Genomic DNA, 12,024 nt, shown 5'->3' with positions numbered 1-12,024 from the left:
ATGAAATTTTTGGGGAATGGGAAAAAGAATTTTGATTTTCCAAGTAAACAATTAAATGAATCGTTGGATACGTTACCGGAAATTCCTCTTGATTCGGAGTTAAATAGAAATATCGAAATACTAAAGTCGGCTTATAAAGATTGCTCTGATGTGGTATTTCGTGAATTTCGTATCGCTGGCAGTGTCCATGCCGTTCTTCTTTATATTGATGGTCTTTCGAATACGGAAGAGGTCGACCAGCATGTGTTAATGCCTCTGTTACGAATAAAAGACCTTGATTACAGCTCCATATTGGAGAGCACGAAAAAGGAAATATCCGTTTCCGGGCTCAAGGAAATTCACTCTATTCCTGATGTTTTTAAACAAATTTCAATTGGCAACCCAATTATTCTGATTGAAAAACAGACGAAGGGAATATCGATTGGCTTGCCGAAATGGGAAAAACGCAGCATCAAGGAGCCAGACGCCGAATCTGTCATTCGTGGCCCTAGAGAAGGTTTTATTGAAACTTTACGAGTGAACACCTCCCTGTTACGAAGGAAAATTCGTCATCCATTATTAAAAATGAAACAAATGGATATTGGCGGCTACACCGAAACACAAGTCATTGTCGCTTTTATCGAAGGAATTGCTGACAGCACTTTAGTTGATGAGGTGACCAATAGATTAAAGCGAATCAAAATTGATGGTATTTTAGAAAGCGGGTATATTGAGGAGCTGATTCAAGATTACCCATTTTCGCCGTTTCCGCAGCTTTTAACAACGGAACGCCCGGATGTGGCCGCTGCCTGCCTTTTAGAAGGACGTGTTGTTATTTTGATTGACGGCACCCCCATCACCCTGATTGCTCCTTGTACGTTTGCAAGTCTGCTGCAGGCACCGGAAGATTACTATAATCCATTTTACATTAGTACCTTTATCCGTTGGCTGCGCTATTTCTTCTTTTTTATCGCTTTACTGGCACCATCGGCGTATGTGGCAATCTTAACGTTCCATCAGGAAATGCTTCCAACCTCATTGCTTCTAACGATCGCCGAAAGCCGTGAACAGATCCCCTTTCCGGCCTTAGTGGAGGCATTTATTATGGAAATCACCTTTGAGGCGCTAAGGGAAGCCGGAGTGAGGCTGCCAAAACAAGTCGGGGCGGCTGTCAGTATTGTCGGAGCGCTCGTCATCGGACAAGCAGCAACGGCAGCAGGACTGGTCTCGTCACCGATGGTCATGGTGGTCGCCATTACAGGAGTTGCCTCGTTTTTAATGCCAAGATATGCGACCGGCATTTCGATTCGGATTCTCCGCTTTCCGATTATGATTTTATCCGGAATGCTGGGGTTATTAGGCGTTATGATTGGGATTACAGCGATTGTCGCCCATATGTGTACGCTCAAATCTTTTGGTGTACCCTATTTCAATTCAGCAGCACCGCTTAAGCTTCAAAACTTAAAGGATGTCCTTGTTCGTGCCCCGTGGTGGGCTATGGATACAAGGCCTGAATTTTTTTCAAAGAGTTCTACTAACCTAAGAAGTGAGTCTAGGAATCAGAGGCCCGGTCCAAGTAAAGGTGGCGGTGGAGGTTGAGATGGAAATTCCGAGAAAAAAGGAAGGCGTTCACTTTCCTGCTATTTGGCCTTTCCTCGATTGTTTTGACAGGATGTTGGGATCGTGCTGAGGTAAATGATTTGGCGCTTATTTTGGCGGCTGGTGTGGATAAAAGCAAAAACGAGAATATCGAACTCTCAGCCCTCATTTTTATACCAAGCCCCAAACAAAGCGGTCAGGAAGCCGGGATGTCGGGCGGGAGCAGCAGCGGCCGGTCGTTTGTGAGATCAGCTGAAGGAGAAACCATTGCAGATGCGATGGCACGGCTTCAGGAATCACTCACAAGGGAGATTTTTTGGGGGCAAAATGAAGTGCTTTTGATTGGCGAAAAGTTAGCTAAGGAAGGAATAACCGATCAGATTGATTTTTGGATGCGGCACTCGGAACCACGGATTCGTGCTGACGTGTTTGTTTCAAATGGTGAAGCAAAGACTGTTTTGAAGGCCATTCCGGAATTGGAACAGGACGCAGCCAAACAGCTGCGCAAAATCGTGAAAACCCATATAGGGGTGAAAGTAACGGTAAAGGATTTATCGCAGATGCTTTCCGGTGCATCCGGTGCAGCTGTGCTGCCATGGGTTGTAAATCTGCCCCCCTCGCAGATGGATACAACGAAAAAAAACATTCCGATCATTAGCGGAGCAGCCATATTTAAGCAAGGCAAACTGGCAGGAATCTTAAGTGATAGGGAAACAAGGGGAATTCTTTGGCCAAGAAATGAAATTAAACACGGCGTCATTACGATCTCTTTTAAAAACGAAAAAGGCTTCATCTCCTTAAATCTTTTAAGAAGCAAAACGGAATTGGCCCCAACCATCAAAAACGGCAAGTGGAGTATGCACATCAAAACAATGGCGGACCTAGAAGTCATTCAAAATACGACTAAACTAAACTTATTCGATCCAAAGATCATAAAAGAAGCCCAGGAGAAGGTTGTTGTTGAAGTTGAACAAAGAGAGCGGTTAGCTTTTTCGGAAGTACAGAAAAAATTAAATGCCGATATTTTTGGGTTTGCTGAAGAATTCGAGAGAAAGTATCCACAAATATGGAAACAAAAGAAGATTGAATGGAATGAAATTTTCCCGAAAGTAGCCGTTACCTTTGACACGAAGGTAAAGATTGAAAGAACCGGTTTGGGAACTGCGAAACATAACTGAGGTGAAGAGCGATGAAGATTGGAGGGGTATTAGGGGTAACCATTATACTCGTGCTTATCCATTTATTCCAATGGCCCAAGTTAAAGAAAAATGAAAGAAAGGTGAAAATAGCCTTTTTTTCGTTGATGGCGGTGAACTGGGTCCTGGCTGTTTTACTTGTCTTCTTTCCTGAAATGCCGGGACCTGGGCAATTCATAGATTTTCTCTATAAGTCCTTTAAACCGTTTTGGTAATAGACTCCTTGTAGAAAAGGAATGAACAAACATGATTGAAAAAGGCAGGATTTCCCACTTGGAGCTAGCCCTAATAATGTATGCAACTGTTGTCGCAACAGCAATTCTTTATATTCCATATGTAACAGCACAGCACGCAAAGCGTGATTTGTGGCTGTCTCCGATTTGGGGTTCTTTGAGCGGCTTTCTCATCGTCTTGATTATTGTCAAGCTTTCAAAGCTTTTTCCGGGGAAAACCCTCATTGAATATTGTGAACTTATCCTTGGCCGGGCCTTCGGAAAGATCATTGCGTTCATTTACTTGTTCTTTCTATTACATGATACGGCAATCGCTTTTAGGGAATACGGTGAGTTTATTGAAAGTGCCTTTTTACATAAAACACCGATGATTTTTGTGACAGCCAGTATTGCCCTTTCCTGCGCCATTGCTGTACATGGGGGCATTGAAACGATTGGACGATGTGCTTTAATTTTTTTGCCGATTGTTGTGGCTCTCTATGTACTGATTTATGTTTTTCTAATTCCTGACTTGAATGTGAAAAATATTTTTCCAATCATGCAAGATGGGGTGATGCCTTCCATTAAAGGTTCCCTTGCACCACACGCCTGGTTAAGCCAATTTTCATTGATGTCGATCCTCATTCCTTTATTATCGAATCAACAAAAGGTTATGAAATGGGGAATGTTTTCAGTGATTGCCAGTGTCTTGACCATGATATTTATTAATCTGGGAAACCTTTTTTTATTTGGGGGAATTATTTCAAACCTGCAGTTTCCTGTGTTTGAGGCTGCAAGATTCATTAGTATTGGTTCTTTTTTTGAACATATCGAGTCCGTTCTCATCGCCGTTTGGGTTCTTGGTGGTTTCGTACAGCTTTCCTCTTTTTTTTACATGCTCGTTCTCGGTACTTCCCAATGGCTGACATTGCCTAGTTATAAACCATTTGTTTTGCCAATTGGTTTTTTAATTATTCTATTTTCCATCTGGTCCATCCCGTCGTTTGAGGAAATGATTCGGGGGATGGGTACAACCGTCCCTTATTATTTCCTAACGGTTCAACTGCTGATTCCCATTTTCCTTTTGTGTGTTGCGGTAATACGCAGGAAAAGTGTGAAATCGGGCTTGAGCCGTTGAAAGACTTGTGATTGTTGGGGCGCATAGAAAGGCTGTATGCGACCGAACCACTGATTTTTTCATGCGTTGGGGCGCATAGAAAGGCTATATGCGACCGAACTACTGGTTTTTTCATATGTTGGGGCGCATAGAAAGGCTGTATGCGACCGAACCACTGATTTTTTCGTGTGTTGGGGCGCATAGAAAGGCTGTATGCGACCCAACCGCTGAGTTTTTCATGTGTTGGGGCGCATAGAAAGGCTATATACGACCGAACCGCTGATTTTTTCATGTGTTGGGGCGCATAGAAAGGCTATATGCGACCGAACTACTGGTTTTTTCATGTGTTGGGGCGCATAGAAAGGCTATATGCGACCGAACCGCTGATTTTTTCGAGTGTTGAGGCGCATAGAAAGGCTGTATGCGACCGAACCGTTGATTTTTTCATGTGTTGGGGCGCATAGAAAGGCTATATGCGACCGAACCGCGGAAAGCAACAATCCTTTAGAAAAGAGTCATCATAAAAGAAAACTGCCCCAATAAAAAGGCAGTTTTCAGACTAAATCTCACAATTAAAAATCGTATTTATCAATATTATCCTTCGTAAACACCACCCGCTCCGGCAATAAGATAATACCACTTCGATCATCGGTATAATCATAGCCTTGAATGGTATTTGGCTCAATTTTCACATGTCCGATATTCGGCACATCAAACTCGTCGCCTACCTTTAAGTCCTTGCCCTCAACTGTCATCAGATAGGCAACATAAGCAGCCAGTGCCCCCTGCTTTTTGACATCCCACAAGCCGAATTGTTTAACAGTGCCTCGCTTCACAAAGTCGCGCATGACGTTCGGAGTCGAGAATCCGGTAATCGCAATCTTGCCTGCTACACCAAGATTTTCAGCCGCTTGTGCCATGGCCGGCAGCGCAGTAGCATCCGGACAAATGACAGCATCGATATCAGGATACGTATTAATGATGTTTTGACCGACAGTCAGAGATTTCTGGGCATCATTTTCGCCAAATTGGGTCGTTACAATCTCCCATCCTGGGTGCTCAGCTTTAATTTTTGCCTTGGCAGCTTCAACCCATTGGTTCTGGTCCGTTACTGTTGGGCTAGAGTAAAAGAAAGCAACCTTCGCCTTGTCGCCAACCTGCTCAGCCGTCATGTCAATCAGCATGCCGCCCAATTGATCTGGAGTCCCTTGATTAATATAGAAGGAACGGTGCTCAGGGTTAACGTCGGAGTCCCAAGTCAGGATTTTGACGCCGCGTTTTTTCGCACGGTCCAAGGCCTGGTTCAAGCCGTCTACAGACGTGGAAGAAACCATCAACGCTTTATAGCCCTGGTTAACAAAATTGTTAATATACTTAACTTGCCCGGCAACAGAAGCTTCACTCGGCCCGTCATAGGTCAACTCCACGCCAAGCTCTTTAGCCATTTCTTTTGCCCCTTCACCGCCAGAGGTAAAGAAGCCAACACCGGTCAGTTTAGGGATAAACGCTAACTTCACGTTCTTTTTGTCGGTTTTCCCGCCGCCGTCCCCGCCGGAAGACTTCTCCCCGCTGCTGCTGCAAGCGGCCAGGACCAGCAATGCCGATAAAATAATGGTGAGCAGTTTCAGATAACTAGATTTTCTCATTACGCTACACTCCTTTTAAGGCCCCTTCACTTCTGCCTTTTTAATATGAAACTTTTTAAAAAGCCCCCAATTGGTTAAACGGAGTAACACGGCAATGATTAACAAAAATCCAATAACCACACTTGTCTCTTGGCTGGTCATACTCATCATCTGTAAACCATACTGCATCATACCAATCACAATACTGGCAATTCCTGTACCGACAACTGTACCTTTGCCCCCTGTAATACTTGTTCCTCCCAAAACAACTGCCGTAATGACAGGCAATACGGCTTCCGTTCCGAGGTCTGACCTGGCGGAACTAAAGTAGGATGTCAAGATTAGCCCACTCACACCACCTCCCAAACCGGCTATGATATATGACCAAATTAAGATTGATTTTACCCGAATCCCACTGTAGCGGGCGGATTTGCTATTGATTCCCACGAGAAAAACCTGCCGGCCAAAGCGGGTAAGGTTCAAAATGACCGCAAAGAAAACCATAAAGCCTACAAAAAACAGGATCGGATTCGGCAGTCCAAATGTCTCCCCATTGGCCAGCATCACAAACCCATCCGGAAACCCGCTGATTCCTTCATATCCGGAAGCACTGCTGCCGCCGGATATGACCAAAGCAATTCCGGAAAAAAGAAACATCGTTCCCAGCGTCACAACTAACGGCTGGACATTCGTCGTCGCAACAATGGTTCCGTTAACTGCCCCTGCACAGGCACTAATCAACAGGGCAATCAGCACGGCCAGCCAAACATTGAGCCCATTCATCCAAAGAACACCGATGACAATGGAGGTTAAGCCGATTGTGGAGCCAACCGATACATCTATTCCTCCCGTAATAATCACGTACGTCATCGGAATCGCGGCTAGTCCAATGTAGACATAGTCATTCATGCTAAAAATCAAGTTTGTTAAATTTAAAAAGTCAGGGTTCATTACTCCGAAGAAAATGAGTTCAAGGATGAGAAAAATGACTAGAGCGCCCTCCCATCTAAAGAGTAGCTTCATCGCCCTGACCTCCTCCTTCCGCTTCAGCCGTTTCCTTCTTTCTCAAATGGCTTTTCGCTAAAAAGCTTTGGAATCTAGAATCGCTGATCACAATAACGAGTAGTAAAAACCCGGAAATCGCGTTATTCCAGTACGCGGGAATTTTTAAATAGATCAACGAGCTGTTAATGGCTGTTAAAAAAATCGCCCCTAGCCCTGCTCCCAGCACCGTCCCGAGACCTCCGTTTAAGCTGACACCGCCTAATACCGCCGCCGCGATGACCTGCAGCTCCATCCCGCTTCCGGTTTGGTTCGGGACAAAGCCAATATTCATCACAAAAATCAGACCGGCAACCGAAGCAGATAGACCAGATAACACAAAAGCGAGAACTCTTACCTTGGAAACAGGAATCCCAATCAGCCGCGCCCCGTCAGCATTATCCCCAACCGCATAGAAATAACGGCCAAACTTGGTCAGCCTCAAAGTAAGGTACGCAGCTACAAGAATCACAATTCCAACCCAAACCGGCAGCGGCAACCCGATAAAATCCGTGCCCGACAGCTTTTTAAAATAATTCGGAATGTCTTCAATCCACTTTCCGCCTGTTAAAATAATCATCAAACCTCTTAAAATACCTAATGTTCCTAATGTCATAATAATGGCGGGAATCCGTAAATAGGCAACTCCGAGACCATTAAACAGGCCGGCCAGCACACCAACGGCAAGCACCGCAAGAGCCGAAACCCAGCCCGAAACGCCGCTGGTCAACAGCAAGCCGCATACCGCTGCCGATAACCCCATCGTTGACCCGACCGAAACATCTATTTCTCTCGTTAACAGAACAAATGACTGGCCGACCGCCAGGATGAGTAAAATAATCGCGCTCTCCACTAACAAAAGCAAACTTTTCCCTGTTACAAACTTGCTATTCACCATCCCTACAATTGCTATAAACACAACAATCAGAACCACAATCGAGATTTCCCGCTGCTTCATCATTTTTGAAAGGAGATTCATAGTACCTTCAACTCCTTCTGGATCCCGAATGCGGCCGAAGTGATGGAATCGATGGTTAAGTCATCTTTGGCTATCGTTGTCGTCATCCTTCCTTCATGCATGACAAGCACCCGGTCACTGAGTTGGACGATTTCTTCGGTATCGGAGGAGATGAGAATCACCGCCAGCCCCTTCTGCTTCAAGTCGTCGATCATCTTGTAAATATCACCGCGCGCTCCGGCGTCAATACCGCGCGTCGGTTCATCCAAAATAATAACTTTCGGACTAGTTTCCAGGTATTTCGAGAGAACAATTTTTTGCTGATTGCCTCCAGATAGGTTGCTGATTAACTGATTGGGGCCCGTTGTGACAACTTTTAGGCTGTTGATGGCTTGAGCGGCGATGGCTTTTTCTTTTTTAAAAGGGAGGAATAGGCTGCGAAATTTGGGAAGGATGGTGGAGGTGATGTTCATTTTTAAAGAGGCGATCGAGAATAGGCCGTGCTGGTGGCGATCCTCAGGGACGTACACCAAACCCAGGTTAATCCGTTCACGCAAAGAATACCTCTTAATACTTTCCTTTTCTAAAAAAATATCTCCGGAATCCGATGGCTCAAGGCCAAAGATGGAAGTGGCAAGCTCGGTTCGGCCAGCACCGACGACGCCGGCAATTCCTAAAATTTCACCGGGGTATAGGTCAAAACTGATATTTTGGAACCGGTGGCCCGATAAATTTTTCACGGAAAGAATTGGTTCGCGATGCTGCCCAGCTGAAGGCTCCTCCTCCGTTCGTTCCACTGGAGGAGCCAGAACTTCTATTTGTTCCGGCATTAATCCTGCCAACAATTTTTCATAAGTAAAATCCCGGACGGGTCCGTTTGCCGAGATGACACCATCCCGAAGGACAGCAACGGTATCAGCCAGTTCGAAAATCTCGGTTAGTCGATGGGTAATATATAACACGCCAAGGCCTTCGCTTGTTAATTTTTTGATGGTGGAAAAGAGAGAATTGATTTCACTAAAGGTTAGGGTGGAGGTTGGTTCGTCTAGGATCAGAATCTTGGCATTTCGGATTAACCCTCTAAGCAGTTCAACCAGCTGCTGCTCCGCAATCGACAGGCTCAGGCCCCTGCGGTTCAAATCCAAATTCCAGCCTAGGACGGAGAGATAGTGTTGAATCCGCCTCTCGCATTCGGCTTTATTCTCATGCAAACCAATGGTCACGTTTTCGCGAATCGTCATATTGGGAAAGATTAGTGGTTCCTGTGGGACTAGATAGATTCCATGTTTGTGGGCATCGAATGGCTGGTGAAACAATACTTCGCTGCCCTCCACTACCATTTGCCCTTGATCGGGACGATATAATCCCGTGATGATTTTCATTAACGTTGACTTACCAGCACCGTTTCCACCCACAATCGCAAAGACCTCCCCTCTATGAAGGGTTAAATCCACACCCTTTAATACGGGGTTCCCTGCAAATTGCTTGTATATTTGCCGGATGTGAAGCAGCTGGTCATCCATTCCAATCACCCGCCTTGTCCGGTTATCACACTAGTTATCTAAACATTTTTTCATAACAGCAACTTTTGTGTCAGCTCATTAAAACGCTTACAACCCAAATATTAAATGACAAAATACCCAGAGTCAATACGTTTATTTTAAATTATCTAAATTTTTAGAAATTAATTGACTTTCCATTTTCAGCCCCCTATACTCAGTATCAGAGTGAACATTTGTTACGTGATTGATTTTTTGTTGAAAGGTTGAGGAAGATGACGAACAATGATGCGTTCACTGAAAACCTCCTCGTAAAGGTCGCCTGGTATTATTACAAGGATAATCTCACACAGACCGAAATCGCAGAACGGCTCCAATTATCAAGAAACAAAGTTGTTCGTTTACTCGAGCGCGCCCGTACCGAAAATATTGTGCAATTTCATATCCAAGGTCACGGAGTCCATTGTCTGGAAATCGAACGTGACCTCGTCTCCGTCTTTAAGCTGCCTCAAGCCTTTGTCATTCCAACTCCTACTAATAACCTTAGCCGTTCCTTATCTAAAGCTGCCGCTCAATATCTAGAAAACTGCATTTCTAACAATGATTTGATAGGGTTCGGATGGGGCGAAGCTGCCTCTAGAACCATTGAAGCTTTATCCATCGATCCTGCCTTCGAGGTATCCATGGTCACCCTCACTGGCGGTGTTAACTACTATTTTCACAAGCGCGATTACTCCATAGAAGGCGGCCTTGATAAATTCAAAGGCGGAATCCATGTCATTCCGGCCCCATTTCTTGCCTCCTCGGAAAGAATGGCGAAAAATATGTTATCAGAACCTTCGGTGGAAAATATACTTGATTTGGCAAGTTTGTGCCACCACGCCGTCGTCGGGATTGGCGGTTTGTCCGCCGATTCGACGATCATCAAAGAAGAAAAGATGACCCTTAACGAACTGCTTTATATTAAAAATCAAAATGCTGTCGGCGACATTCTTGGCCAATTTTTTGATGCTAATGGCGAGCTTCTGGAATTGCCGCACCACACCCGGTTAATCGGCACCCATCTTCATACATTGAAAAAATTAAAGAATGTCATCGGCGTGGCCGGCGGTCCGCATAAAGTGGAGGCCATTTACGGCGCGTTGAAAGGAGGTTACATCGATACCCTGATTACCGATGAAGAAACCGCTGCTGCACTACTAAAAAAGGAGGCTGCTTTTTAAATGGAGTACATCCTGGTTTTTGATGCCGGCACCGGCAGTGTGAGAGCTGTTCTTTTTGACAAATTGGGCAAGCAAGTGGCCGTCTCACAATATGAGTGGACGCATCTGGAAGACCCGCGCTATCCGGGCTCGATGGATTTTGATGTGAACCGGAATTGGGAGATCATCCAAACCTGCATCTCCGAGGTGTTGGAGCGGTCCGGCGTTCCTCCAAGCAGCATTAAAGCGATTAGTGCCACGAGCATGCGTGAGGGTTTTGTCCTCTACGACGAAAATGGAAAAGAAATTTGGGCCTGTGCCAATGTCGATGCCCGGGCCATGACAGAAGCCAAAGAGCTTAAAAATGGCGACCCCTTGCTTGAGAAACGACTCTATGAATTATCCGGACAAACATTTGCCCTAGGCGCCCTCCCCCGTCTGCTCTGGATCAAAAACAACCAACCGGAAATCTATGAAAAAATCGCCTACCTTACCATGATCAATGATTGGATTCTCTTTAAACTCACCAACAAACTTCAAGTAGACCCCTCTAACGGCTGTACGACCGGACTTTTTGATTTAAACAATCGCGCTTGGACACCAGCCATTGCCGAAGCCTGTCAGCTGAAAAACAACATCTTCCCTCCCGTAAACGAAGCAGGAATTCTACTCGGAACGATTCCCGAATCAATCTCTCATTCTACTGGACTTGCAAAAGGCACACCCGTTTTTAGCGGCGGTGGTGACGCTCAGCTCGCATCTGTTGGCGTTGGCGCCATTGGTGACAGCCAAACGTTTATATGCGGAGGCAGCTTTTGGCAACAGGAAATCAACATCAAAGACGCGCTGATTGACCCTGACTGCCGAATCCGTGTGAATTGTCACGCTGTCCCGGATTTATGGCAGATAGAAACTATCGCCTTCTTCCCCGGCCTTGTGATGAGATGGTTCCGCGATGCTTTTTGTGAGCTTGAAAAAATGGAAGCCTCACAAACTGGCCGCGATGCCTATGAAATTTTAGAAGAAAAGGCAAAAGGTGTTCCTGTCGGTTCAAACGGCATTATCCCAATATTCTCAGACGTCATGGATTACATCTCATGGCGGCATGCAGCCCCCTCTTTCCTTAATCTCACTATTGATCCCAACAAAACTGGCAAAAAAGAAATGTTTAAATCGATCCAAGAAAACGCATGCCTTGTGACCTATGGCAACCTGAAGATTGTCGAGGAAGTCACCGGGCACTACCCTACGGAGGCTATTTTTGCAGGAGGTGCCTCCAAAGGTAAGCTTTGGAGCCAAACGCTGGCAGATGTGCTCGGCATTCCTGTTAGGATCCCTGTCGAAAAAGAAGCGGCTGCCCTCGGTACCGCTATTATGGCGGGGGTGGGTGCTGGTTTGTTTTTAAATCTCGAAACTGCTATTTCAGGTCTAGTGAAGTGGGAACGGGTCCACTATCCAAACATGGATAACCATGCTCGTTACCTATTACTATATGAAAATTGGCGGGCGGTTTATGCCGAGCAGCTGCGATTAGCCGATTCGGGAAAAACCAACCACATGTGGATGGCACCCGGGTTGAGTGTTTAATTTTTGAAA

9 protein-coding genes are annotated in these 12,024 nt (G+C 45.4%); 5 read left to right on the top strand and 4 right to left on the bottom strand.

Annotated elements, in window-relative coordinates:
- The 3 genes from V5M37_RS04340 (at nucleotide 1) to V5M37_RS04330 (ending at nucleotide 4,124) form a co-directional block, all read left to right on the top strand.
- A complete protein-coding gene (locus V5M37_RS04340) occupies nucleotides 1-1,578 on the top strand; it encodes a spore germination protein (RefSeq protein ID WP_423800927.1) in 1,578 nt (525 codons plus the stop codon).
- Complete coding sequence (locus V5M37_RS04335) at nucleotides 1,575-2,756, top strand: Ger(x)C family spore germination protein (RefSeq protein ID WP_423800926.1); 1,182 nt, start codon at nucleotides 1,575-1,577, stop codon at nucleotides 2,754-2,756. The genes V5M37_RS04340 and V5M37_RS04335 overlap by 4 nt, the downstream gene beginning before the upstream one ends.
- Nucleotides 2,757-3,020: 264 nt before the next feature.
- Complete coding sequence (locus tag V5M37_RS04330) at nucleotides 3,021-4,124, top strand: GerAB/ArcD/ProY family transporter (RefSeq protein WP_423800925.1); 1,104 nt, start codon at nucleotides 3,021-3,023, stop codon at nucleotides 4,122-4,124.
- A 551-nt stretch (nucleotides 4,125-4,675) separates the two neighbouring features.
- Here V5M37_RS04330 and lsrB read toward each other — a convergent pair.
- From lsrB to V5M37_RS04310, 4 genes are read right to left on the bottom strand one after another with little or no spacing between them, the layout of a single operon-like run.
- The gene (gene lsrB / locus V5M37_RS04325; protein WP_423800924.1) at nucleotides 4,676-5,749 is read right to left on the bottom strand and encodes an autoinducer 2 ABC transporter substrate-binding protein LsrB; all 1,074 of its coding nucleotides are present in this window, start codon (nucleotides 5,747-5,749) and stop codon (nucleotides 4,676-4,678) included.
- Nucleotides 5,750-5,764: 15 nt separating this feature from the next.
- The gene (locus tag V5M37_RS04320) at nucleotides 5,765-6,751 is read right to left on the bottom strand and encodes an ABC transporter permease (protein WP_423800923.1); all 987 of its coding nucleotides are present in this window, start codon (nucleotides 6,749-6,751) and stop codon (nucleotides 5,765-5,767) included.
- Nucleotides 6,735-7,748: an ABC transporter permease subunit gene (locus V5M37_RS04315; protein WP_423800922.1), complete on the bottom strand. Its 1,014-nt coding sequence runs from the start codon at nucleotides 7,746-7,748 to the stop codon at nucleotides 6,735-6,737. Before V5M37_RS04315 ends, V5M37_RS04320 begins: the two co-directional genes overlap by 17 nt.
- Nucleotides 7,745-9,250, bottom strand: a complete 1,506-nt coding sequence (locus tag V5M37_RS04310; protein ID WP_423800921.1) for a sugar ABC transporter ATP-binding protein — start codon at nucleotides 9,248-9,250, stop codon at nucleotides 7,745-7,747. Before V5M37_RS04310 ends, V5M37_RS04315 begins: the two co-directional genes overlap by 4 nt.
- Before the next feature lie 251 nt (nucleotides 9,251-9,501).
- On the opposite strand from V5M37_RS04310, the gene V5M37_RS04305 reads away from it, so the two are divergent.
- Both V5M37_RS04305 and lsrK read left to right on the top strand, forming a co-directional pair.
- The gene (locus tag V5M37_RS04305) at nucleotides 9,502-10,449 is read left to right on the top strand and encodes a sugar-binding transcriptional regulator (protein WP_423800920.1); all 948 of its coding nucleotides are present in this window, start codon (nucleotides 9,502-9,504) and stop codon (nucleotides 10,447-10,449) included.
- The gene (lsrK, locus tag V5M37_RS04300) at nucleotides 10,450-12,015 is read left to right on the top strand and encodes an autoinducer-2 kinase (RefSeq protein WP_423800919.1); all 1,566 of its coding nucleotides are present in this window, start codon (nucleotides 10,450-10,452) and stop codon (nucleotides 12,013-12,015) included.
- The last annotated feature ends 9 nt before the right edge of the window (nucleotides 12,016-12,024 follow it).

It is taken from the genome of Neobacillus sp. SAB-20_R2A (genome assembly GCF_049568635.1).
Classification (GTDB): Bacteria; Bacillota; Bacilli; order Bacillales; family Cytobacillaceae; genus Neobacillus; species Neobacillus citreus.
This window is presented reverse-complemented; position numbering and strand designations above follow the sequence as displayed.

Coding starts and splice junctions, on each gene's coding strand:
- V5M37_RS04340 (WP_423800927.1), top strand. CDS start 1: ATGAAATTTTTGGGGAATGGGAAAAAGAATTTTGATTTTCCAAGTAAA.
- V5M37_RS04330 (WP_423800925.1), top strand. CDS start 3,021: ATGATTGAAAAAGGCAGGATTTCCCACTTGGAGCTAGCCCTAATAATG.
- lsrB (WP_423800924.1), bottom strand. CDS start 5,749: ATGAGAAAATCTAGTTATCTGAAACTGCTCACCATTATTTTATCGGCA.
- V5M37_RS04320 (WP_423800923.1), bottom strand. CDS start 6,751: ATGAAGCTACTCTTTAGATGGGAGGGCGCTCTAGTCATTTTTCTCATC.
- V5M37_RS04315 (WP_423800922.1), bottom strand. CDS start 7,748: ATGAATCTCCTTTCAAAAATGATGAAGCAGCGGGAAATCTCGATTGTG.
- V5M37_RS04310 (WP_423800921.1), bottom strand. CDS start 9,250: ATGGATGACCAGCTGCTTCACATCCGGCAAATATACAAGCAATTTGCA.
- V5M37_RS04305 (WP_423800920.1), top strand. CDS start 9,502: ATGACGAACAATGATGCGTTCACTGAAAACCTCCTCGTAAAGGTCGCC.
- lsrK (WP_423800919.1), top strand. CDS start 10,450: ATGGAGTACATCCTGGTTTTTGATGCCGGCACCGGCAGTGTGAGAGCT.